Origin of the sequence: Klebsiella sp. 141153 (genome assembly GCF_032601995.1) — a bacterium.
GTDB lineage: Bacteria > Pseudomonadota > Gammaproteobacteria > Enterobacterales > Enterobacteriaceae > Klebsiella > Klebsiella aerogenes.
On the sequence record NZ_JAQIRJ010000020.1, the window covers coordinates 1 to 21,528 of the forward strand.

Annotated in this window: 22 protein-coding genes and 1 riboswitch; of the genes, 13 read left to right on the forward strand and 9 right to left on the reverse strand. The window is 56.9% G+C overall.

Going from position 1 to position 21,528, the window contains the following annotated elements; translation table 11 throughout:
• The first annotated feature begins 420 nt into the window (after nucleotides 1–420).
• Both purH and purD read left to right on the forward strand, forming a co-directional pair.
• The gene (gene purH / locus PGS10_RS24610) at nucleotides 421–2,010 is read left to right on the forward strand and encodes a bifunctional phosphoribosylaminoimidazolecarboxamide formyltransferase/IMP cyclohydrolase (protein WP_045397317.1); all 1,590 of its coding nucleotides are present in this window, start codon (nucleotides 421–423) and stop codon (nucleotides 2,008–2,010) included.
• A 15-nt stretch (nucleotides 2,011–2,025) separates the two neighbouring features.
• Complete coding sequence (gene purD, locus PGS10_RS24615) at nucleotides 2,026–3,321, forward strand: phosphoribosylamine--glycine ligase (RefSeq protein ID WP_316423616.1); 1,296 nt, start codon at nucleotides 2,026–2,028, stop codon at nucleotides 3,319–3,321.
• Here purD and zraR read toward each other — a convergent pair.
• Nucleotides 3,311–4,642 (reverse strand): sigma-54-dependent response regulator transcription factor ZraR, encoded by a 1,332-nt coding sequence (zraR, locus tag PGS10_RS24620; protein WP_047078598.1) that lies wholly within the window; start codon nucleotides 4,640–4,642, stop codon nucleotides 3,311–3,313. The genes purD and zraR overlap by 11 nt on opposite strands.
• Nucleotides 4,629–6,014, reverse strand: coding sequence for a two-component system sensor histidine kinase ZraS (zraS, locus tag PGS10_RS24625; protein WP_316423617.1), 1,386 nt, complete (start codon nucleotides 6,012–6,014; stop codon nucleotides 4,629–4,631). Before zraS ends, zraR begins: the two co-directional genes overlap by 14 nt.
• Before the next feature lie 260 nt (nucleotides 6,015–6,274).
• Between zraS and zraP the strand changes: the two genes are divergently transcribed.
• A complete protein-coding gene (zraP, locus tag PGS10_RS24630; protein ID WP_316423618.1) occupies nucleotides 6,275–6,712 on the forward strand; it encodes a zinc resistance sensor/chaperone ZraP in 438 nt (145 codons plus the stop codon).
• A 3-nt stretch (nucleotides 6,713–6,715) separates the two neighbouring features.
• Here the strand turns inward: zraP and PGS10_RS24635 are convergent, their stop codons facing one another.
• From PGS10_RS24635 to nudC, 6 genes are all read right to left on the reverse strand, one after another.
• The gene (locus PGS10_RS24635) at nucleotides 6,716–7,408 is read right to left on the reverse strand and encodes a DUF1481 domain-containing protein (RefSeq protein WP_045397364.1); all 693 of its coding nucleotides are present in this window, start codon (nucleotides 7,406–7,408) and stop codon (nucleotides 6,716–6,718) included.
• Between the two features lie 12 nt (nucleotides 7,409–7,420).
• Nucleotides 7,421–7,693: a nucleoid-associated protein HU-alpha gene (gene hupA / locus PGS10_RS24640; protein ID WP_002884342.1), complete on the reverse strand. Its 273-nt coding sequence runs from the start codon at nucleotides 7,691–7,693 to the stop codon at nucleotides 7,421–7,423.
• 186 nt (nucleotides 7,694–7,879) lie between these two features.
• Nucleotides 7,880–8,470 carry a YjaG family protein gene (locus tag PGS10_RS24645; RefSeq protein WP_045397326.1) on the reverse strand — a complete coding sequence of 197 codons (591 nt, stop codon included), beginning with the start codon at nucleotides 8,468–8,470 and terminating at the stop codon, nucleotides 7,880–7,882.
• Between the two features lie 42 nt (nucleotides 8,471–8,512).
• A complete protein-coding gene (gene nfi, locus PGS10_RS24650; RefSeq protein WP_045413593.1) occupies nucleotides 8,513–9,184 on the reverse strand; it encodes a deoxyribonuclease V in 672 nt (223 codons plus the stop codon).
• A 12-nt stretch (nucleotides 9,185–9,196) separates the two neighbouring features.
• Complete coding sequence (gene hemE, locus PGS10_RS24655; RefSeq protein ID WP_015704014.1) at nucleotides 9,197–10,261, reverse strand: uroporphyrinogen decarboxylase; 1,065 nt, start codon at nucleotides 10,259–10,261, stop codon at nucleotides 9,197–9,199.
• A gap of 40 nt (nucleotides 10,262–10,301) precedes the next feature.
• Complete coding sequence (gene nudC, locus PGS10_RS24660) at nucleotides 10,302–11,075, reverse strand: NAD(+) diphosphatase (protein ID WP_047078597.1); 774 nt, start codon at nucleotides 11,073–11,075, stop codon at nucleotides 10,302–10,304.
• Nucleotides 11,076–11,165: 90 nt separating this feature from the next.
• Here nudC and PGS10_RS24665 point away from each other — a divergent pair, with 90 nt between their 5' ends.
• From PGS10_RS24665 to PGS10_RS24710, 10 genes are all read left to right on the forward strand, one after another.
• Nucleotides 11,166–11,663: an Rsd/AlgQ family anti-sigma factor gene (locus PGS10_RS24665; RefSeq protein ID WP_047078596.1), complete on the forward strand. Its 498-nt coding sequence runs from the start codon at nucleotides 11,166–11,168 to the stop codon at nucleotides 11,661–11,663.
• A gap of 52 nt (nucleotides 11,664–11,715) precedes the next feature.
• Nucleotides 11,716–11,840: riboswitch (TPP riboswitch) on the forward strand.
• 89 nt (nucleotides 11,841–11,929) lie between these two features.
• Nucleotides 11,930–13,825: a phosphomethylpyrimidine synthase ThiC gene (thiC, locus tag PGS10_RS24670; RefSeq protein WP_045397333.1), complete on the forward strand. Its 1,896-nt coding sequence runs from the start codon at nucleotides 11,930–11,932 to the stop codon at nucleotides 13,823–13,825.
• The gene (thiE, locus tag PGS10_RS24675; protein WP_316423619.1) at nucleotides 13,825–14,460 is read left to right on the forward strand and encodes a thiamine phosphate synthase; all 636 of its coding nucleotides are present in this window, start codon (nucleotides 13,825–13,827) and stop codon (nucleotides 14,458–14,460) included. Before thiC ends, thiE begins: the two co-directional genes overlap by 1 nt.
• Nucleotides 14,453–15,208, forward strand: a complete 756-nt coding sequence (locus PGS10_RS24680) for a HesA/MoeB/ThiF family protein (protein WP_270844722.1) — start codon at nucleotides 14,453–14,455, stop codon at nucleotides 15,206–15,208. The genes thiE and PGS10_RS24680 overlap by 8 nt, the downstream gene beginning before the upstream one ends.
• Nucleotides 15,192–15,392: a sulfur carrier protein ThiS gene (gene thiS, locus PGS10_RS24685; RefSeq protein ID WP_015704010.1), complete on the forward strand. Its 201-nt coding sequence runs from the start codon at nucleotides 15,192–15,194 to the stop codon at nucleotides 15,390–15,392. The genes PGS10_RS24680 and thiS overlap by 17 nt, the downstream gene beginning before the upstream one ends.
• Nucleotide 15,393: 1 nt before the next feature.
• Nucleotides 15,394–16,164 carry a thiazole synthase gene (gene thiG, locus PGS10_RS24690; RefSeq protein ID WP_032715415.1) on the forward strand — a complete coding sequence of 257 codons (771 nt, stop codon included), beginning with the start codon at nucleotides 15,394–15,396 and terminating at the stop codon, nucleotides 16,162–16,164.
• Nucleotides 16,161–17,294, forward strand: coding sequence for a 2-iminoacetate synthase ThiH (gene thiH, locus PGS10_RS24695; RefSeq protein WP_047067099.1), 1,134 nt, complete (start codon nucleotides 16,161–16,163; stop codon nucleotides 17,292–17,294). Before thiG ends, thiH begins: the two co-directional genes overlap by 4 nt.
• A 451-nt stretch (nucleotides 17,295–17,745) precedes the next feature.
• Entirely contained in the window at nucleotides 17,746–19,278 is a 1,533-nt protein-coding gene (locus PGS10_RS24700) for a sensor domain-containing diguanylate cyclase (protein ID WP_047047091.1), read from the forward strand.
• Between the two features lie 175 nt (nucleotides 19,279–19,453).
• Nucleotides 19,454–19,759, forward strand: a complete 306-nt coding sequence (locus PGS10_RS24705; protein WP_045397351.1) for a PTS sugar transporter subunit IIB — start codon at nucleotides 19,454–19,456, stop codon at nucleotides 19,757–19,759.
• 3 nt (nucleotides 19,760–19,762) lie between these two features.
• Nucleotides 19,763–20,080 carry a PTS lactose/cellobiose transporter subunit IIA gene (locus tag PGS10_RS24710; protein ID WP_045397355.1) on the forward strand — a complete coding sequence of 106 codons (318 nt, stop codon included), beginning with the start codon at nucleotides 19,763–19,765 and terminating at the stop codon, nucleotides 20,078–20,080.
• A gap of 42 nt (nucleotides 20,081–20,122) precedes the next feature.
• On the opposite strand, the gene dcuB is transcribed toward PGS10_RS24710, so the two are convergent.
• A complete protein-coding gene (gene dcuB, locus PGS10_RS24715) occupies nucleotides 20,123–21,463 on the reverse strand; it encodes an anaerobic C4-dicarboxylate transporter DcuB (RefSeq protein WP_045397357.1) in 1,341 nt (446 codons plus the stop codon).
• Nucleotides 21,464–21,528: the final 65 nt, after the last annotated feature.

Below are 21,528 nucleotides of genomic sequence, written 5' to 3' on the forward strand. Positions count from 1 at the left end.
AACCCTGAATTTCAGAATTTTTCTCTTCAACCGAACCGGCTGTTTGTGTGAAGTGATTCACATCCGCCGTGTCGATGGAGGCGCATTATAGGGAGTTCTCGAGCACCTGCAATAGAAAAATTGCAGAAAAATGACTGACTGCTGCATTCCCCAGCAAAACCCCGCTTTATACCCTTTTACACACAGAATTATCCACAGGCACACGGCAAAACACGGCTTAAACCCCGGTACATCCATTGCCATATAAGGAGAGAACCATCGGCTTAAAGAGAAAGATAAAAATTCGCGAGCGTTGCGCAAACGTTTTCGTTACAATGCCGCGCTATGACACGGATGCCCGGTTGGGTGCGTTAGGTGAGTTTTTAGGCAAAAACTCACCTAACGCTCTCTGTAATGTTCAAATCCTGGGGATTTAATACCATGCAACAACGTCGTCCAGTCCGCCGCGCCCTGCTCAGTGTTTCTGACAAGGCAGGTATCGTCGAATTCGCGCAGGCGCTTTCCGCTCGTGGTGTCGAGCTGCTGTCCACCGGCGGCACCGCTCGCCTGCTGGCAGATAAAGGCCTGCCGGTTACCGAAGTCTCTGACTACACCGGTTTCCCGGAAATGATGGATGGACGCGTGAAGACCCTGCATCCGAAAGTACACGGCGGCATCCTCGGTCGTCGCGGTCAGGATGACGGTATCATGCAGCAACACGGTATCGCGCCTATCGATATGGTTGTCGTTAACCTCTACCCGTTCGCCCAGACCGTCGCTCGTGAAGGATGCTCGCTGGAAGACGCGGTGGAAAACATCGATATCGGCGGCCCGACTATGGTGCGCTCCGCGGCGAAGAACCATAAAGATGTCGCCATCGTGGTTAAGAGCAGCGACTACGACGCCATCATTAATGAGATGGACGCCAACGAAGGTTCTCTCACGCTGGACACCCGTTTCGACCTCGCGATTAAAGCCTTCGAACACACCGCCGCTTACGACAGCATGATCGCTAACTACTTCGGCAGTATGGTTCCGGCCTATCACGGCGAAAGCAAAGAAGCCGCTGGCCGCTTCCCGCGTACCCTGAATCTAAACTTCATTAAGAAGCAGGATATGCGCTACGGCGAAAACAGCCACCAGCAGGCTGCCTTCTATATAGAAGAGAATGTAAAAGAAGCCTCCGTGGCGACCGCCACCCAGCTGCAGGGCAAAGCGCTCTCCTATAACAACATTGCCGATACCGATGCGGCGCTGGAGTGTGTGAAAGAGTTCAACGAGCCGGCCTGCGTTATCGTTAAGCATGCCAACCCGTGCGGCGTTGCCGTCAGCGACTCGATCCTCGACGCCTACGATCGCGCTTACAAAACCGATCCAACCTCCGCCTTCGGCGGCATCATAGCCTTTAACCGCGAGCTGGATGCTGAAACCGCGCAGGCGATCATCTCTCGCCAGTTCGTCGAAGTGATCATCGCGCCATCCGCCAGCGAAGAAGCGCTGAAAATCACCGCCGCTAAGCAGAACGTCCGCGTGCTGGTCTGCGGCCAGTGGGATGCTCGCGTCGCGGGTCTCGATTTCAAACGTGTCAATGGCGGCTTGCTGGTTCAGGACCGCGATCTTGGTATGGTCACCGCGGGCGAACTGCGCGTGGTCAGCAAACGTCAGCCGAGCGAGCAAGAGCTACGCGATGCGCTGTTCTGCTGGAAAGTGGCGAAATTCGTCAAATCCAACGCCATCGTTTATGCCAAAAATAATATGACCATCGGTATCGGCGCCGGTCAGATGAGCCGCGTCTACTCGGCGAAAATTGCCGGGATTAAAGCCGGTGACGAAGGTCTGGAAGTGAAAGGCTCCGCCATGGCTTCTGACGCCTTCTTCCCGTTCCGCGATGGTATTGATGCCGCCGCGGCCGTCGGCATCACCTGCGTTATCCAGCCGGGCGGCTCTATCCGCGATGAAGAAGTAATTGCCGCCGCGGACGAACATGGTATCGCCATGATCTTCACCGACATGCGCCACTTCCGCCATTAATTCACGGAGCAGCAGATGAAAGTATTAGTAATCGGCAACGGCGGGCGCGAACACGCGCTGGCCTGGAAAGCGGCCCAGTCGCCGCTGGTTGATACCGTCTACGTCGCGCCGGGCAACGCGGGCACCGCGCTGGAGCCGGCGCTGCAAAACGTCGCTATCGGCGTTACCGATATTCCGGCGCTGCTACGTTTCGCGCAGGATGAAAAAATCGACCTGACGATCGTTGGCCCGGAAGCGCCGCTGGTCATTGGCGTAGTGGACGCGTTTCGTGCCGCAGGGCTCGCCATCTTCGGGCCAACCGAAGGCGCCGCGCAGCTGGAAGGTTCAAAAGCCTTCACCAAAGATTTCCTCGCTCGTCATCATATCCCGACGGCGGAATACCAGAATTTCACCGAAGTTGAGCCTGCGCTGGCTTACCTGCGCGAGAAAGGCGCGCCGATCGTCATCAAAGCCGACGGTCTGGCGGCGGGTAAAGGCGTTATCGTGGCGATGACCCTTGAGGAAGCCGAAGCGGCGGTCAAAGATATGCTGGCCGGTAACGCCTTTGGCAATGCAGGCCACCGCATCGTGATTGAAGAATTCCTCGATGGCGAAGAAGCCAGCTTTATTGTCATGGTCGACGGCGAGCACGTCCTGCCGATGGCCACCAGCCAGGATCACAAGCGCGTCGGCAACGGCGATACCGGCCCAAACACCGGCGGCATGGGCGCTTACTCCCCGGCGCCGGTAGTGACTGATGAAGTCCATCAGCGCACCATGGAGCGGATTATCTGGCCAACAGTTAAAGGTATGGCCGCTGAAGGCAACACCTATACCGGTTTCCTGTATGCCGGTCTGATGATCGACAAGCAGGGCAACCCGAAGGTTATTGAGTTCAACTGCCGCTTTGGAGATCCGGAAACTCAGCCGATCATGCTGCGCATGAAATCCGATCTGGTCGAGCTGTGCCTCGCCGCCTGCGCGGGCAAGCTGGACGAGAAAACTTCCGAGTGGGATGACCGCGCCTCGCTGGGCGTTGTGGTGGCCGCCGGCGGCTATCCGGGCAGCTACAACACGGGCGATGAGATCCACGGTCTGCCGCAGCAGGAAGCGGCAGACGGTAAAGTCTTCCACGCCGGCACCAGGCTGTCTGACGACCAGCGCGTAGTCACCAACGGCGGACGCGTGCTGTGCGTAACCGCGCTGGGTGACACCGTGGCGCAGGCGCAGCAGCGCGCCTATGAACTGCTGACCGATATTCGCTGGAACGGCAGCTTCAGCCGTAACGATATCGGCTGGCGCGCCATCGCGCGTGAAAAAACTAACGGCTGAGTTTTGCCAGCAGCGTTTTACGCGTAATGCCTAACTGACGGGCGGCTTCAGTTTTGTTGCCGCCCGTTTTTTCCAGCGCCGACAGTATGACTTCTTTTTCGACTTCCACTAACGGCTGAATCAACGCCTCATCGTTGCCAGCGACCGGCAGCGTCGTACCTGCTATCGCCAACGGCAGTTCACGCTCGGAAATGTATTCTCCGGTCAGTAGCACCACCGCCCGCTCCACCGCATTTTCCAGTTCGCGGATATTCCCCGGCCAGCCGTAGTGAATCAACAGGTCCATCGCCTGCGGCGTAAATCCCTGCACCGTTTTACGATTGCGTTCGGCATAGCGCTTAAGAAAGTGCTGCGCCAGCGGTGGAATATCTTCACGCCGCTGACGCAGTGGCGGCATATCAATGGTTACGACGTTCAGGCGATAATAGAGATCCTGGCGAAAGCGCCCGGCGCTTACCTCCTCCGCCAGATTACGATGGGTGGCGGCAATTAGCCGCACATCGACAGAAAGCGTCTGATTACTGCCAACGCGCTGCACTTCGCGTTCCTGAATCGCCCGCAGCAGACGCACCTGCATCAGCGGCGAGATATCGCCAATTTCATCAAGAAACAGCGTGCCGCCATCCGCCTCGACAAAACGCCCTTCCCGCCGCCGCTCCGCGCCGGTAAAAGCCCCTTTTTCATGACCGAACAGCTCGGACTCCAGCAGCGACTCATTGAGCGCCGCGCAGTTTAGCGTCACCAGCGGCTTCTCGCGGCGCTCGCTGCAAGCGTGGATGGCGCGCGCCACCAGTTCTTTACCGGTTCCCGATTCGCCGCAGATCAGCACCGTCGCATCCGAGGGCGCCACCAGCGTAATATTGTTGATAAGCGCCTGCATTGCCGGGCTATCGCCAATCATGCCCCATTGCGAATCCGTCGCGGCGCTGGAATCGCCTTCACTCTGCCGGGTATGCGCCAGTGCCTGAACCAGCGTCTGCTGTAGAGTGTCAAAATCCAGCGGCTTGACCAGATAATCCAGCGCGCCGGACTTAATAGCCTCAACCGCCGTGCCGACGCTGGAGAACGCCGTCATGATTAATACCGGAATCGCCGGGTTATAGGCTTTGATCTCTTTTAATGTCGCGATACCGTCCATCTCCGCCATGCGGATATCGCATAGCACCAGGTCGAACACCTGCCGATGGATCTGTTCCAGCGCCTGCAGGCCGTTGTGGGCTAACGCCACTTGATAGCCCCAGCCACGCAGCAGCGCCTGCAAAATCGTGCAGTGGCTAACGTCATCATCGACGACCAGAATCTGTATTTTATCGCTGCTCATCTTCCCTCCGTTGAGCATCCACCGGTAACCAAAGCGTAAATATCGCTCCGGCCCCCGGCTGACTTTCGGCGCGGATTGTCCCGCCATGTTGTTCGATAATATTCTGTACTACCGCCAGCCCCAGCCCCGTGCCGTCCGCCTTGGTGGTGAAATAAGGGGTAAAGATGGCCTGCAGTTCTTCATCGCTCATCCCCTTACCGCTATCCTTGACGACAATTTTCACACGTTGCCGATCGGCTTCGCTTGCCGATACGTGAATAACGCCATCACGGCCAATTGCCTGCATCGCGTTCAGATACAGATTCAACAGCACCTGGTTCAGACGGTCGGGGTCGGCTTTAATAGAGGTTAATTCAGGGCGCGGAGTAAATTGCAGCGCGATCCCGCGACTCTGCGCATCCTGGCTTACCAGCTGCAATGAGTGGTGGATAAGCGCGTTGATATCGACGGGCTGGTAGTTTAAATGGGCTGGACGAACCAGCTCCAGCAGCTCGCTGACGACCCGGTTCAGGCGATCGGCCTCTTTGGCCATCACCAGCGCTAACTCCTGCGCCTCGCCGCCCGGCGGCGTACGCTCGGCAAAATACTTCGCCAGTCCTTTAATCGAAGAAAGCGGATTGCGGATCTCATGTGCGACGCCAGCCGCCAGATGCCCAAGGGCCAGCAGTTTTTCTTTGCGGGCCATCGCCTCCTGAAGCTGCTGGCGTGAGAGACGGTAGCGGCGGAACCAGAACTGAGCGAGGATCGTCGCGACGATGACCAGCGCCGCGGCCGCCAGCATGATCATCATATTACGCAAGCCGCGGGCCTGCGCCGCATCCAGCTCGCGGCTATCAAAGGCGATAAAAATTACCTGTGGAACATTGGGCTGAGCCAGCGTGCTGTTGCAGCGCTTCATCATCCCCATATGGTGACCACGAGCAGGGTTAAGCGGGCGAAACTGGCGATAAATCTCCAGTGCCGGTTGCGGCTCGGCAAGCCGGCGCCAACGCTCCTGTTCACCCACCTTGAGTTCACGCATTTGCGCGGGACTGTACAGCGCCTTATCCAATTGCTGCGGATCGCTGTGGGCGATAATTTTACCGTTTTCATCGGTCACCGCGAACCACAGCACACCGGGCTGCCAGGCCATCTCCTCCAGCAGCGCCTGCAGCTGCGCGTGATGCATTCGCATCCCCATGCCGACACGCGTGCCGGACTCCAGCGCGCGGATCAGCACCTCCCCTTTTTCTTCGATAGTTTGCCGGGCGGCGGCGGTTTCCCGGCCATAATCGCGGACAATCATTGCGGAAAACAGAATAACCAACAGGACAACCGTGCCGGTCAGTAACCAGCTCAGGGTGTCCCGGGAAAATGAGGTCATGCGCGGCATGGGCGGGTCCTTATCGTGTCCTTATTCGCTATCACCAGGATCCATCAGCAGGAATCATGCCATTTTTCCACACCGTGAAACCTGTCCTCAGACATATTGCCGGTGATTTAGCGAGTAAAAATGACTCGCAGGCCCCAGCCAGAACGGGTCATTTTTACTCGCCAGGATAATGTTCGCCGCGGGCAGGCCTGTATTCACGCGCTTTTTCAGGCTGGCATGGAAGATGCAATACCGAGGGAAACCACACAGGAGATCAAGCTATGAAACGGAAACCGACTTTATCCCTCGTCCTCGTGGCGCTTGCCGCACTGACCTTTGGCAGTCACGCGGCCTGGGCCGGACATCACTGGGGTTATAACAACAGGATGGGCGCGCAGGGTTACAGCCAGCTCACCCAGGAACAGCAAGCGACCGTGCAGAAGCTACATGACAATTACTATGCGCAAACCAGCGCCCTGCGCCAGCAGTTACAGTCCAAACGCTACGAGTACAATGCGCTGCTTACTGCGCCAAAACCAGAAAGCGGAAAAATTGAGGCCGTGGCGAAGGAAATGGAAACATTAAGCCAGCAGCTGGATCAGCAGCGGGTAAAATTTGATATCGCCCTTGCGGAAGCAGGCGTTCCTCGCGGCGCGGGTATGGGTTACGGCGGCTGCCGCGGTAATGGCGGTGGTCATATGGGCATGAACCACTGGTAAAACTCAGAACGATTTTTCGTTCGGCTGCCAGGTACAGAAGTTTTCATTAGCCACCAGCAGCAGTTGCGAACCTTCCGGTGCTTCCAGCCACGCCACGCTCACCTCTACGGAGGAGTGATTCTGGCGGCGTTCAATATGCGCTAATGCCCGCTCATCAAGGTCAGGCTTCACGGTCTGGCCTTCACAGGTGGTCACGGTACGATCGGCATGCCAGCGCCCCTGACGTAATACCACCCGGCCTTGACGCAAGGCGTCACTGGTTTCGCGGATTTGCTGCGCCCGATAGCGGTACAGCGCGACCTGGTCGTTTGAAAGCTGCTGTTTTTCACCATCTACTTCACGCTGCATAAAACTCAGCTCGCCCTGGGCGTCAAAGCGGGCGCGAATATGTTCCGGCGGTTTGCCGTACACGTTGAGCTCAATAAGCGTTAGCTGGCCATCCTGCCAGCGGTACTCGCTGGTTGAGGTGTCGCCGCGGTGCCATGGACTAAAAGCGGCAAGCAGGTGAACTTCATCGCCGGCATCTTTGCGCCAGATGCGCATCGCGCCCTGGTTATCGGCGTAGCCGCTGGCGGTGAAAGGAGGAAGAGAAGAATCGTGACTGCAGGCAGTGAGCAATAGCGCGCCTGCCAGCGTCAGCGTGCGACGCCAGTTAGACAAAAGGGGCTTAAAAGCCCCTTCGTTAAAACTGGACACTGCCACGCGGTCTTACTTGACTGCGTCTTTCAGCGCTTTGCCAGAAACAAATGCTGGCACGTTAGCTGCAGCGATTTTGATTTCTTTACCGGTCTGCGGGTTGCGGCCAGTACGCTCAGCACGGTGGTTCACTTTGAAGGTACCGAAACCAACCAGTTGAACAGCATCACCTTCTTTCAGAGACTCGGTAATTGCAGCCAGGGTGGATTCCAGGGCAGCTTTTGCCTGTGCTTTAGACAGGTCAGCTTTGTCCGCAATTACATCAATCAGTTGAGTCTTGTTCATAAGTTATCCTTACAATGTGTTTATCGCTTGCTAAGCATCGAGTGCGACGGAAATGCCAGAAAAGCACTCTCCTGCATACACGCACCGATAGCCACTTTTTTTCGCCCCCCAAATGTAGACCAGACAGGGGGCGGAATGGAAGTCTTCAGACGCTACAATTCAGGCGGTAAATCACGTTTTGTGGTCTCATTGCTGAAAATTTATACCAATATTGCTTTCGCCGGCCTCTCGCAGGTCTGCGCGCAGCCCTTTAATCAGTTCAATGTCGCGTTCTTCGCAGTCGGCCAACAGGCGGAAAATCTCCCACTGAATGTCCCATTCTTGTTCTACCGCCGGGTTGGCTTTGAGCTCTTCATCGGTCATTTCGCGACCTTCCTGAGTCATTTCCAGCATCGCGACGGTAGTAATGGAAGTCTTACTGACCTCGATAGCATGCTCCAGCGTTTCACCGCTCAGGCGTGAGTGGATTAATTCGCTCAGCGCGACGCAGGCATCGATAGCCGGATAGACGCCGTACATGTCGTAGTCATCCGCGGACGGAATCGCCTCTTCCAGCTTTTCCAGCTGACTATCGAAATTCACCTTCGCATCTTTTACCGTCAGCGTTTCCCAGATCAGGTCAAGGATACGACGATATAACTGGCCGTCGCCAAACTCGGTTTGCTTGCAGAACATGGCGTAGTTGGGGTACATACGCTCGCACAGGCAGGCCATAAAGGTGACGTGCTGCCAGCTCTCCAGTTTCTCCAGGCGCAGATGAATCGGGTTTTGTAACATGATGAATTCTCGAAGTCAGAAATTAGGCGCAGTGTACCTGAATCAGCCGTGATTTGCTTGCCAACGCACAAAGGAAGGCCGACGGGATGCCACGGCATCGGCCCAACGCGTGGGTTCGGGTAGCCGGTAGCCCTGCATGCAGCGTTCCACCCACATTAACGCGCTATCCATCCCTACGCGGTGGCCGGTACTGATAAACAGTGGGTTGCAGCGTGCTTTGCTGCGCCAGACCCAGGCCAGCTGATCGCCCTTGTCGATTAATGGCGCCAGCGCGCCGGGCTCGGCGCCGAGCGGTTCAAACTTCCCGCATAAGCGTTTTTTCGCTACGCCAATCGTTGGCACATCAACCATCAGGCCAAAATGGCTGGCGACGCCAAGCCGCCGGGGATGTGAAATACCGTGGCCGTCGACGAACAACAGATCGGGCTTTTGCGATAGCTGTTGCCACGCCGCCAGCAGCGCGGGGGTCTCGCGAAAGGAGAGAAAGCCGGGGATGTACGGCATCGTGGTGGCGACGCGCGCCACCTGATACTCCACCAGCTCAAGGCCCGGATAAGTTAGCAGCACCATCGCAGCGCGGGTAATTTCCCCTTCCTGCTCAAACCCCACATCGGCGCCGCCGATCAGCACCGGCGGGTCGCGATCCAATCGGTCCGCACGTTCTACCGACGCGGCTAAAGATTGCTGTTGGGTTCGTAGCGCAGCTAAATCCATCATGCTTATCTCCTATTGGTGATATTGCGCGGAGAGACGATGCACCGCCTCAACAAAGACTCCTGCATGCTGTGGGTCGACGTCCTGATGGATGCCGTGGCCAAGGTTAAAGACATGGCCTTCGCCCTGGCCGAAGCCGGCGAGAATGTTCGCCACTTCGTCTTCAATGCGGGCGGCAGGCGCATAAAGCATCGACGGGTCCATATTGCCCTGCAGCGCCACTTTGTGGCCTACGCGACGGCGAGCGTCGGCAATATCGGTAGTCCAGTCGAGACCCAGCGCATCGCAGCCGGTCTCCGCCATCGCTTCCAGCCATTGTCCGCCGCCTTTGGTGAACAGCGTCACCGGTACGCGACGACCTTCGTTTTCCCGCAGCAGGCCATCGACGATTTTATGCATGTAGTAGAGCGAGAACTGCTGATAGTCACGGCCGGTCAACACGCCGCCCCAGGTGTCGAAAATCATCACCGACTGCGCGCCCGCTTTGATCTGCGCGTTCAGATACAGGGTGACGCTTTTCGCCAGCTTGTCCAGCAGCGCGTGCAGCGCCTGCGGTTCCGCGTACATCATCTTTTTGATGACGGTAAAGGCTTTGCTGCTGCCGCCTTCAACCATGTAGGTCGCCAGCGTCCATGGGCTGCCGGAAAAACCAATCAGCGGCACTTCGCCTTTCAGTTCACGGCGAATGGTGCGCACGGCGTTCATCACGTAGCCTAATTCTTGTTCCGGGTCCGGCACCGGTAGCTTGTCGACGTCGGCTTTGCATTTCACCGGCGAGGTGAAGCGCGGGCCTTCGCCAGCTTCAAAGTACAGTCCCAGCCCCATCGCGTCCGGAATCGTCAGGATGTCCGAAAAGAGGATCGCCGCATCCAGCGGGTAACGGCGCAGCGGCTGTAGCGTCACTTCGCAGGCCAGCTCGGCATTTTTACATAGCGACATGAAATCGCCCGCTTGCGCGCGGGTGGCTTTGTATTCCGGGAGATAGCGGCCTGCCTGGCGCATCATCCACACCGGGGTGACATCAACCGGCTGGCGCAGCAGCGCACGCAGGTAACGATCGTTTTTCAGTTCGGTCATTTTTACATTCCTTTAGCGTTGATGCGCCCAGTGTAACATGTCACTCGTACTCTGCCCGACACATCGCCACCGTATCTTCGATCAGGCGTCGCGCCACGGTGCCCGGCGGCGGCAGTAGCGGCAAATCGTCATAGCGGTACCACTCTGCGCTCAGCAGCTCTTTTTTATCCACGACAATATCGCCGCTGTCGTATTCAGCCATAAAGGCGGTCATCAGTGATTGCGGGAAAGGCCACGGTTGAGAGGTCACATAGCGTAGGTTTTTCACCTTAATGCCGCTCTCTTCCATGACTTCGCGTGCGACCGCCTGCTCAAGGGTTTCGCCCACTTCGACAAACCCGGCCAACACGGTATGGACACCATTACGATGACGGGTATGCTGAGCCAGTAGGATCGAATCGTCGCGACGAATGGCGACGATAATGCAGGGGGCAATTTGCGGATAATAGCGCTCGCGGCAGTGGCCGCAGAGCATCGCCCACTCGGTTTTACTGACATGCATCGGGTGGCCGCAGTAGCCGCAGAATTTATGCGATCGATAAAACTCGGCCAACTGGATCCCGCGCCCTGCTAACTGGAAAAGCCCAGGATCCTGATCCAACACCTGGCGCAGCGATCCCATATCATGGCGACGATCCTGACGCACCAGCCACACCGCTTCGTCTTGCCACTCGCCGAGATGTAACGCGCGTTCACCGACAAGATCAAAATTTACCGCTTCGCCATGTGGTAATTCCCCTGCGGGAAGCCATAATTTTTGTTCGTGACTGACGATCCACCAGCCGCGATCTAATTTTTCAATAATACGATCCATATCTATTGCGCTACCTTCGTTTTACTGGCACTTTTAACATTATATTTACATTTGCTGAGCAACGTTATTTTTAATCTTGCGGAGTCAATCATGTTAAACCAGCTGGAAAACCTGACGGAACGTGTTGGAGGCAATAACAAACTGGTCGATCGCTGGCTGCTTGTGCGTAAGCATTTGCTCATTGCTTACTACAACCTGGTTGGCCTGAAACCCGGCAAAGAGTCCTTTATGCGGCTTAATGAAAAGGCGCTGGATGACTTTTGCCAAAGCCTGGTGGATTACCTCTCATCCGGTCATTTTAATATTTATGAACGTATTATCGGAGAAATGGAAGGGAGTACCCCTCTTTTAGCCGCCACCAAAATCTACCCGCAGCTGGAAGCCAATACCCAGCAGATGATGGACTACTACGATACCTGCCTCGAAAACGCCATCGATCATGATAACTATCTCGAATTTCAGCAGGCGCTGTCGGATATCGGCGAGTCGCTGGAGGCGCGCTTCGCGCTTGAGGACAAGCTGCTGGCGCTGGTCGTCGCTCACGATCGGAAAGACAGCGTTGGCGACAATATCGCGCCGACCGCTTGAGTTGTGAACCGTTAACGAGTAATTTACATACATTATCCCTCTGCGGAGGGATTTCATCTTGTCGGAGTGCCTATTTTCCACACGAAAGCTGAAGTGGAAAAGGCTGAGACCGTTTATTCGGGATCCGCGGAACCTGATCAGGCTAATACCTGCGAAGGGAACAAGAGTAAACTGCTGGTCGCACCTGCCCGTTACGGGTTGGTCGCATCTGTTACTCCATCCGTCGTCTGACAAGCCATCTCCTTTTTTTGTAACTGGAATGCGCTATGTCTACTACCAAACTGACCCGCCGGGAACAACGCGAACACGCGCAGCGATTCATTGATACGCTGGAAGGTACCGCTTTTCCCAATTCACGCCGTATCTACATTCAAGGCTCACAGGCTGATATCCGCGTCCCGATGCGTGAAATCCAGCTCAGCCCGACGCTCATCGGCGGTGATAACGATAACCCCCAATACGAAGCCAACGAACCAATACCGGTGTACGACACCTCCGGGCCTTACGGCGACCCGGAGATCAACATCGATGTCCGCCAGGGTCTGACCAAACTACGCCAGCGGTGGATCGACGCACGTAACGACTGCGCGCCGCTCAGCGAACGCAGCTCGGCATACACTAAAGCGCGGCTGGCCGACGATGGCCTCGATGAACTGCGCTTCGGCGGCCTGCTGACGCCTAAACGCGCCGTCGCCGGCAAATGCGTAACGCAACTACACTACGCCCGCCAGGGGATCGTCACCCCGGAGATGGAATTCATCGCCATTCGCGAAAACATGGGCCGTGAGCGTATCCGCAGCGAGGTGCTGCGCCAGCAGCATGCCGGAGAAGGCTTTGGCGCCCGCCTGCCGGACAACATTACCGCCGAGTTCGTCCGCGATGAAGTCGCTGCCGGGCGAGCCATCATCCCGGCCAATATCAATCACCCGGAATCCGAACCGATGATTATCGGCCGCAACTTCCTGGTGAAAGTGAATGCCAATATCGGCAACTCGGCGGTGACCTCTTCCATCGAAGAAGAGGTCGAGAAGCTGGTCTGGTCAACCCGCTGGGGCGCCGACACGGTAATGGACCTCTCCACCGGCCGCTATATCCACGAGACCCGCGAATGGATCCTGCGCAACAGCCCGGTGCCGATTGGTACCGTCCCGATTTACCAGGCGCTGGAGAAAGTTAACGGCATTGCCGAGAACCTGACCTGGGAAGCCTTCCGCGATACCCTGCTGGAACAGGCCGAACAGGGCGTCGACTACTTCACGATTCATGCCGGGGTGCTGCTGCGCTATGTGCCGATGACCGCGAAGCGGTTGACCGGTATCGTCTCGCGCGGCGGTTCGATCATGGCCAAGTGGTGCCTGTCGCATCATCAGGAAAACTTCCTCTACCAGCACTTCCGCGAAATCTGTGAAATCTGCGCCGCCTATGACGTGTCGCTGTCCCTCGGCGATGGTCTGCGCCCCGGCTCGATTCAGGATGCCAACGACGAGGCGCAGTTCGCCGAGCTGCATACGCTGGGCGAGCTGACTAAAATCGCCTGGGAGTATGACGTTCAAGTGATGATTGAAGGCCCCGGCCACGTGCCGATGCAGATGATTCGCCGCAATATGACCGAAGAACTGGAGCACTGCCACGAAGCGCCGTTCTACACGCTGGGGCCGCTCACCACCGACATCGCGCCGGGCTATGATCATTTCACTTCCGGTATCGGCGCGGCAATGATTGGCTGGTTTGGCTGCGCCATGCTGTGCTACGTCACGCCAAAAGAACATCTCGGCTTACCCAACAAAGAGGATGTGAAACAGGGACTCATTACCTACAAAATCGCCGCCCACGCCGCCGACCTCGCTAAAGGCCACCCCGGCGCGCAGATCCGCGACAACGCGATGTCCAAAGCGCGTTTCGAATTCCGCTGGGAAGACCAGTTCAACCTCGCGCTCGATCCCTTTACCGCGCGGGCCTATCACGATGAAACCCTGCCGCAGGAGTCCGGCAAAGTCGCCCACTTCTGCTCCATGTGCGGGCCAAAATTCTGTTCGATGAAAATCACCCAGGAGGTCCGCGACTACGCCGCGAAGCAAAGTATCGAGGCCGGCATGGCCGATATGTCAAATAACTTCCGCGCCCGCGGCGGTGAAATCTACCTGAAAAAGGAAAATGCCTGATGTACCAGCCTGACTTTCCGCCCGTACCGTTTCGTCTCGGGCTTTATCCGGTTGTCGATAGCGTGGCGTGGATTGAGCGCCTGCTGGAAGCTGGCGTGCGCACCATTCAGTTACGGATCAAGGACCAGCGCGACAGCGACGTAGAGGATGATGTCATCGCCGCCATCGCACTTGGCCGCCGCTATCACGCACGGCTGTTTATCAATGATTACTGGCAACTGGCGATTAAGCACCGGGCGTACGGCGTACATCTGGGTCAAGAGGACCTGGAAACCACCGATCTGAGCGCCATCCGTAAAGCCGGACTGCGCCTTGGCGTCTCCACTCACGACGACATGGAAATTGACGTCGCGCTGGCGGCGCGCCCTTCCTACATCGCGCTGGGCCACGTCTTCCCGACACAAACCAAACAGATGCCTTCGGCGCCGCAGGGCCTCGAACAGCTTTCCGGGCATATTCATCGTCTGGCCGATTATCCGACGGTAGCGATAGGCGGCATCAGTCTGGAAAAAGCGCCGGGCGTACTGGCGACCGGCGTCGGCAGCATCGCGGTCGTCAGCGCCATTACCCAGGCAACAGACTGGCGGGCTGCCACAGCACAACTGTTAGCGCTGGCGGGAGCAGGCGATGAATGATCACGATTTCATGCGCTACAGCCGCCAGCTATTGCTGGAAGATATCGCCATCGAGGGACAGCAGAAACTGTTAGCCAGCCGGGCGCTGATTATCGGCCTGGGCGGCTTAGGTTCGCCGGCCGCGCTATATCTGGCGGGGGCCGGCGTCGGAACGCTGACCCTGGCCGATGACGACGCGGTGCATCTCAGCAACCTGCAGCGGCAAATTCTGTTCACCAGCGACGATATCGACCAGCCAAAAGCCGCGGCGGCAAAGACGCGGCTCAACCAACTCAATCCGCAAATCCGCCTCGTGGCGCTACAGCAGCGCTTAAGCGGCGAGGCGCTGCGCGCCGAAGTGGCGAAAGCCGACGTGGTGCTGGACTGTACCGATAACATGATTGCCCGCCAGGCGATTAACGCCGCCTGCGTCGCCCTTGAGACGCCGCTGGTAACCGCCAGCGCCGTCGGCTTCGGCGGCCAGTTGATGGTGCTGACGCCGCCCTGGGCGCAGGGCTGCTACCGCTGCCTGTGGCCGGACACCACCGAACCACAGCGTAACTGTCGTACCGCGGGGATCGTCGGCCCGGTCGTCGGCATGATGGGGACGCTGCAGGCGCTGGAGGCCATAAAGCTCCTTAGCGGCATGGCGACGCCGCGCAACACGCTACGGCTGTTTGACGCCCGCACCAGCAACTGGCGCAACCTTGCGCTGCAAAAGGCCCAGGGCTGCCCGGTATGCGGAGGCCATGATGCAAGTCTGGTTTAACGACGAACCGCTGGAGTGCGCGGACAACCTCAGCGTAAGCGCCCTGCTCAGCCAACTGGAACAGCTCCAGCCGGGCGTTGCGCTGGCGCTCAATCAACACATCCTGCCACGCGAACGGTGGGAAGATCATCTCTTGCAGGAAGGCGATCGGGTCCTGCTTTTTCAGGTTATCGCCGGAGGCTGACATGTTACGTATTGCTGATAAGACATTTGAATCCCACCTTTTTACCGGAACCGGCAAATTCGCCGCTCCGGAGGTGATGGTCGAGGCGATTCGCGCCTCGGGAAGCCAGCTGGTGACGCTGGCGATGAAGCGCGTCGATTTACGCCAGAACAATGACGCGATTCTCGCGCCGCTGCTGGCGGCGGGCGTTAACCTGCTGCCGAATACCTCAGGCGCCAAGACGGCGGAAGAAGCGGTATTTGCCGCCCGCCTGGCGCGGGAAGCCTTAGGCACCCACTGGTTGAAACTGGAGATCCACCCGGACGCTCGCTGGCTGCTGCCTGACCCCATTGAAACCCTGAAGGCGGCGGAGCTGCTGGTGCGGGAAGGGTTTGTCGTTCTGCCCTATTGCGGCGCCGACCCGGTCCTGTGCAAACGGCTGGAAGAGGCTGGCTGCGCGGCGGTGATGCCGTTGGGCGCGCCGATAGGCTCCAACCAGGGGCTGGAAACCAGGGCCATGCTGGAGATTATTATCGAACAGGCGACGGTACCGGTGGTGGTTGATGCCGGGATCGGCGTGCCGAGCCACGCGGCGCAGGCGCTGGAAATGGGCGCTGATGCGGTACTGGTCAACACCGCCATTGCCGTCGCCGACGATCCTGTCGCCATGGCCCGCGCCTTCCGCATGGCGGTCGATGCCGGATTACTGGCGCGTCAGGCCGGACCGGGGGCGCGCAGTACTCAGGCGCAGGCCACCAGCCCGCTGACCGGCTTTCTGGAGGCACTGGCATGAAAACTTTCAGCGATCGCTGGCGGCAGTTGGAATGGGATGACATTCGCCTGCGTATCAACAGCAAAACCGCCGCCGACGTCGAACGGGCGCTGGCGGCAAAACAACTCACCCGCGATGACATGATGGCCCTGCTCTCACCTGCCGCGGCCGACTATCTTGAACCGCTGGCCCAGCGCGCGCAGCGCCTCACCCGGCAGCGCTTCGGCAACACCGTCAGCTTTTACGTACCTTTGTATTTGTCCAACCTGTGCGCCAACGACTGTACCTACTGCGGCTTCTCAATGAGTAACCGCATCAAGCGCAAGACGCTGGATGAAGCGGAGATTGCCCGCGAATGCGCCGCAATCCGCAATTTAGGCTTTGAACATCTCCTGCTGGTCACCGGCGAACATCAGAGTAAGGTCGGAATGGATTATTTCCGCCAGCACCTGCCAGCCATTCGCCGCCAGTTTGCCTCGCTGCATATGGAAGTGCAGCCGCTGGCGACCGAAGAATATGCCGAACTAAAAACGCTGGGGCTTGATGGGGTGATGGTCTATCAGGAGACCTACCATGAAAGTATGTATGCCCAGCACCATCTGAAGGGTAAAAAGCAGGATTTCTTCTGGCGCCTTGATACACCGGATCGTTTAGGCGAAGCGGGGATCGATAAGATCGGCCTCGGCGCGCTCATTGGCCTTTCCGACAGTTGGCGAGTGGACTGCTTTATGGTCGCCGAGCATCTGCTATGGCTACAGCAGCGCTACTGGCGCAGCCGCTACTCTATCTCCTTTCCGCGTTTACGCCCTTGCGCCGGCGGTATTACGCCAGCTTCGCTGATGGACGAGCGTCAGCTGGTGCAGACCATTTGCGCCTTCCGCCTGCTGGCGCCGGAGGTTGAGCTGTCGCTCTCGACCCGTGAATCACCGTGGTTCCGCGACCGGGTGATCCCGCTGGCGATTAACAACGTCAGCGCGTTCTCCAAAACCCAACCCGGCGGCTACGCCGACGATCATCCGGAACTTGAGCAATTTGCTCCCCACGACGATCGCCGCCCTGAAGAGGTTGCCAGCGCGCTGGCCGCCCGTGGCCTACAGCCGGTATGGAAAGACTGGGATAGCTGGCTGGGACGCGCCTCGCAATCATCATGAAGTATGATGCAAGCCGCTGATTATTTTGCGTGCCTGCACGAGAGATGGAAAACGGAGGCTCGCCCAACTGCCGCCATTTTTCTATTCTGCCAGGGTCAGCAGCGGACGCTGACCAGGGCGAGTTTTTCTTTCCTCTCTTCGCCCTGCCTCTACCGTCCGCACTGCCGCAAACATATTACTATCGAATATTAATCACGATGCTGAGCGCACTCAGCGTTATAATTTAGCGATAGTTACCTGATTCGCTAAGCAGGCATGCTGGCTTAACCTGCGTCTAAACCCACGGTTTATACCCTAAATAATTCGAGTTGCAGAACAAAACGGCTAGCCGTTTTGAACAGCGCTTGCGCTGGCCCCGTAAAGGCGAGGCCCAAGGATGGGCCGAGTTATTGCCAACGCACATGCAACTTGAAGTATGACAGGTATATTGATTCTGGACGATTAACAACTTATGGCACGCCACAACAGAAAGCTTTCTTTTACTACGCCGATCGTAGTGGGCTTTGCGGGGATTTTGCTCAGCTTTTTACTGATCGCAATCTTTGTTACCGCGACGCAGAAGAAAAATTTTCTCGAAGATTATCATCATATTAACCGCAACTTTACCCATAATCTTGCGGTGAACTACACCGAATCTCTGCTGCGCGAGAATGACTACATTCTGGCGCGCGCGACGAAATACTTCGCCCGCGACGATGCGCTCAATATCGCCGTAAATGTCAATCCGCAAAAGGGTCTGGACGATCTGATGCGTTTGCAGGAGCTGATGCCGACGGTCTCCTCCATTTCGCTTGCCGATACTCTCGGCCATTATCTGCGCGCTCCCGAGGTGATGGAAGGCGATGAGAGCCGCTCGTTTGATCCTAAAACGCGTCCCTGGTTTATTCGCCAGGCGGAAGCCAGTACCTTCAGTCTCTATACCACTCCTTACCTTGACTACTTCACTCACCATCCTACCGTCACCGTCTACCGGCCTGTCATTTCGCCGCAGGGGCGGCTCAAAGGTAGCCTGGCGTTTCATATGGATCTAACGTCGATGGGCTACGCGTTACGGCAGATTGTCTCACCGGTGCAGGGCGAGTTTTTTGTCGTGCAACGCGACGGCAAAGTGGTGATCCATCCCGATACCGGCGCGCTATTTAAAACCTACATTAGCGCGGAACTCATGGACAAAATGACCAGTGCGGAAGGCCAGCTTTATGATGAGGAGCATAAGGCCTGGTACTACTACTATTCCTTTACCAATCCTGACTGGTTCGTTATTTTCCGCGTTACCGATGCCACCCTTGACGACCTGACGCGCTATGAAACCGATATTGTCGCCTGGGGCTTCGCTCTTGCCGCTATCGTCATTGTTCTGTTCGGGCTTTATCTGCGTCACGCTTCGCGTACCGTACTGATGAACATCATTAACGCCATCAAGACCGGCGACGTCAAACGCGCGCCGCGGCTGGAAGCCATGCTCAGCAAAGCGATCGAGAGCAATAAACAGCGTGAGCTCACCTATGTCCGCCAGGCCACCATCGATGCCCTGACCGGCTGCAAAAACCGCCGCGCCTTCGACAGCGATATCGCCGCGCTGATGAACGATCACCAGCCTTTCGCCCTCGCGTTGGTCGATATCGACAACTTCAAATCGATTAATGATACCTGGGGCCATCTCAATGGCGACATCGTGCTGCGCAACGTCGCGCGTGAAGGGTTACAGATCCTGCAGCCTCAGGAGATCTCGCTTTACCGCTACGGCGGCGAAGAGTTTGCCGTTATCTTCCCTGCCGAACATATCGACAACGCGCTCACCATTCTGGAGAGCTGGCGCCTTAACGTTGCCAGCCGAACCTGGCGCGAAGAAGGATTAACCGTCACCTTTAGCGCCGGCCTCGGAGAGTGGAATATGGAGCCGCTGGAAAAACTGGTCGTTAGCGTGGATGAAGCGTTGTATAAGGCCAAACAGCAGGGCAAGAACCGAATCGTTCGCGCCTGAGCGTAACCCTCTGATAGCCCGCTTTTGCGGGCTTTTTTATCTCTGCCGCTGCAAAATTGAAACCGGTTTCATTTTTTGTGATGTTTTACACACAATCATGGTGAAGCGGTTGTGCCACGCCGCCGCCCGCGATAAAGATGGTATATCAAGGAACATACATAAGGGCGATGAAACAATGAAGAATATCGTTTTATGCTGTGCCGCAGGAATGTCCACCAGCATGCTGGTGCAACGTATGAAAGACGCCGCGCAGAAGAAAGGCGTCGAAGTGTCTATTAAAGCCGTGCCGGTAGCGGAGTTCAAAGATAACCTGGCCACGGCGGATATTATCCTGCTCGGCCCACAGGTGAAGTATGAACAGGCAAAACTACAGGCGCTAGCCGACCCGGTTGGTAAAAAGGTCGCCGTTATCGATATGATGGATTACGGCATGATGAAAGGCGATGCCGTTCTTGATAAAGCCCTGAAGCTGATGGAGTAAGGCATGGAAGATTTAGAGACGATTATCATGGAGCTGCTGGTCAACGCCGGCTCCGCGCGCAGTTCTGCCCTCACTGCCCTACAGCAGGCGCGTAAAGGGGATTTCGCCGCCGCCGAGCAGGCTATGGCCGACTCCCACGAATTTGTAAAGCATGCGCATAAAATCCAGACCCAGCTTATCGGCATGGATGAAGGCAGCGGCAAGCTGCCGGTGAACCTGATTACCGTGCACTCCCAGGATCATCTGATGAACGCGATGGTGATTCAGGATTTAGCGACCGATATGATCGAACTGTATCGCCGCCTGCCGCCCGCACAATAATCCCAATGAGCTAGCAGGCGCCGCCAGCGGCGCCTGTCTCACTTACAGAAAACCGTACATCGCCGCGAACACCCAGCCAAAGACGCAAGAAACGCTCACGCCAATTAATCCCGGCAGGATAAAGCTATGGTTTATGACGAAGCGGCCAATATGGGTCGTGCCTGAACGGTCAAACTGAATCGCCGCCAGATCGCTTGGGTAAGTCGGCAGGATGTAATAGCCATAGCAGGCGGGCGCGGAAGCGACGATATAGGCCGGGTCAACGCCGATCGCCAGCGCCACCGGGACAATGGCCGCCAGCGCCGCCGCCTGAGAGTTGACGAACTTCGATACCAATAACAGCACGATAGCGTAGGCCCACGGGTACTCCTTCACCATCTCTCCTAGCACGCCTTTAATCTCGGTCATGTGCGCGCCGAACATGGTTTCCGCCATCCACGCGATACCATACACCGCGACGATAGCGATCATCCCCGAGCGGAAAACCTCATTTTTAGAAATCGAAGCCGGATTGGTTTTGGTAATAATAATGATGAGCGCCCCGGAGAGCAGCATGAACATCTGGATCACCAGAACCATAGAGAGAGGCTTTCCGTCGAACGCCGGACGCAATTCAGAAAACGCGCCAAGCAGCGCCACCACGGCAATTGAGGCAAGGAAGATCCACATCGCAATCCAGTTGCTGGTCGGCAGCTTTTTATCCAATAGCGTGGCCGTGTCGCCATAAACATAATGACGGTTTTCCGGTATCGCAATAAACGCCTGGAAGGTCTCGTCTTTATCAAGATCTTTACCGCGGAACCAGCTGAAGATACCAATCGCCAGGATCCCTAGCAGCGTTGACGGAATGGTTATCGCCAGCAAATCGAGAAACTCAAGGTGCTTACCGTTAAAGGTAAAATTCCCGAGCATCGCCACCAGCGAGACCACCGCCACCGAAACCGGGCTGGCAATGATCCCCATCTGGGCGCCAATTGAGCTCGCCGCCATCGGCCGCTCCGGGCGAATATTATTTTTGATAGCCACGTCGTAAATAATTGGCAGGATCGTATACACCACATGGCCGGTACCGCACAGGATCGTCAGCGTACAGGTGACGAATGGCGCGACGATAGAAACGTATTTGGGATTGCGCCGCAGGAGCTTCTCGGCAATCTGCAGCATCACGTCTAAACCGCCAGATGCCTGTAGCGTCGCCGAGGCGGCCACCACCGCGATAATCACCAGCATGACATCAACCGGCGGCTTTCCCGGTTTAAGATGAAAGACAAAAACTAAGATAACTAACCCAATGCCGCCTAAAAGGCCGAGCGCAATACCACCCTTTTTCGCGCCGTAGAACAGACAAATTAAGATAATGATGAGCTGTATAGCAAATTCCATGTATCCCCCAGAAGCTATCCATTAAATAACGACAATACTCTCCGCCTTATTTTTATTTTTGCTCA

What these genes read in the sequence shown, in the direction of transcription:
- thiC (WP_045397333.1), top strand. Translation starts at nt 11,930, where the DNA reads ATGTCTACTACCAAACTGACCCGCCGGGAACAACGCGAACACGCGCAG.
- nfi (WP_045413593.1), bottom strand. Translation starts at nt 9,184, where the DNA reads ATGGATTTAGCTGCGCTACGAACCCAACAGCAATCTTTAGCCGCGTCG.
- thiS (WP_015704010.1), top strand. Translation starts at nt 15,192, where the DNA reads ATGCAAGTCTGGTTTAACGACGAACCGCTGGAGTGCGCGGACAACCTC.
- zraP (WP_316423618.1), top strand. Translation starts at nt 6,275, where the DNA reads ATGAAACGGAAACCGACTTTATCCCTCGTCCTCGTGGCGCTTGCCGCA.
- PGS10_RS24665 (WP_047078596.1), top strand. Translation starts at nt 11,166, where the DNA reads ATGTTAAACCAGCTGGAAAACCTGACGGAACGTGTTGGAGGCAATAAC.
- PGS10_RS24700 (WP_047047091.1), top strand. Translation starts at nt 17,746, where the DNA reads ATGGCACGCCACAACAGAAAGCTTTCTTTTACTACGCCGATCGTAGTG.
- hemE (WP_015704014.1), bottom strand. Translation starts at nt 10,261, where the DNA reads ATGACCGAACTGAAAAACGATCGTTACCTGCGTGCGCTGCTGCGCCAG.
- thiH (WP_047067099.1), top strand. Translation starts at nt 16,161, where the DNA reads ATGAAAACTTTCAGCGATCGCTGGCGGCAGTTGGAATGGGATGACATT.
- hupA (WP_002884342.1), bottom strand. Translation starts at nt 7,693, where the DNA reads ATGAACAAGACTCAACTGATTGATGTAATTGCGGACAAAGCTGACCTG.
- dcuB (WP_045397357.1), bottom strand. Translation starts at nt 21,463, where the DNA reads ATGGAATTTGCTATACAGCTCATCATTATCTTAATTTGTCTGTTCTAC.
- PGS10_RS24645 (WP_045397326.1), bottom strand. Translation starts at nt 8,470, where the DNA reads ATGTTACAAAACCCGATTCATCTGCGCCTGGAGAAACTGGAGAGCTGG.
- thiG (WP_032715415.1), top strand. Translation starts at nt 15,394, where the DNA reads ATGTTACGTATTGCTGATAAGACATTTGAATCCCACCTTTTTACCGGA.
- PGS10_RS24705 (WP_045397351.1), top strand. Translation starts at nt 19,454, where the DNA reads ATGAAGAATATCGTTTTATGCTGTGCCGCAGGAATGTCCACCAGCATG.
- zraS (WP_316423617.1), bottom strand. Translation starts at nt 6,014, where the DNA reads ATGCCGCGCATGACCTCATTTTCCCGGGACACCCTGAGCTGGTTACTG.
- PGS10_RS24710 (WP_045397355.1), top strand. Translation starts at nt 19,763, where the DNA reads ATGGAAGATTTAGAGACGATTATCATGGAGCTGCTGGTCAACGCCGGC.
- nudC (WP_047078597.1), bottom strand. Translation starts at nt 11,075, where the DNA reads ATGGATCGTATTATTGAAAAATTAGATCGCGGCTGGTGGATCGTCAGT.
- zraR (WP_047078598.1), bottom strand. Translation starts at nt 4,642, where the DNA reads ATGAGCAGCGATAAAATACAGATTCTGGTCGTCGATGATGACGTTAGC.
- PGS10_RS24680 (WP_270844722.1), top strand. Translation starts at nt 14,453, where the DNA reads ATGAATGATCACGATTTCATGCGCTACAGCCGCCAGCTATTGCTGGAA.
- purH (WP_045397317.1), top strand. Translation starts at nt 421, where the DNA reads ATGCAACAACGTCGTCCAGTCCGCCGCGCCCTGCTCAGTGTTTCTGAC.
- thiE (WP_316423619.1), top strand. Translation starts at nt 13,825, where the DNA reads ATGTACCAGCCTGACTTTCCGCCCGTACCGTTTCGTCTCGGGCTTTAT.
- purD (WP_316423616.1), top strand. Translation starts at nt 2,026, where the DNA reads ATGAAAGTATTAGTAATCGGCAACGGCGGGCGCGAACACGCGCTGGCC.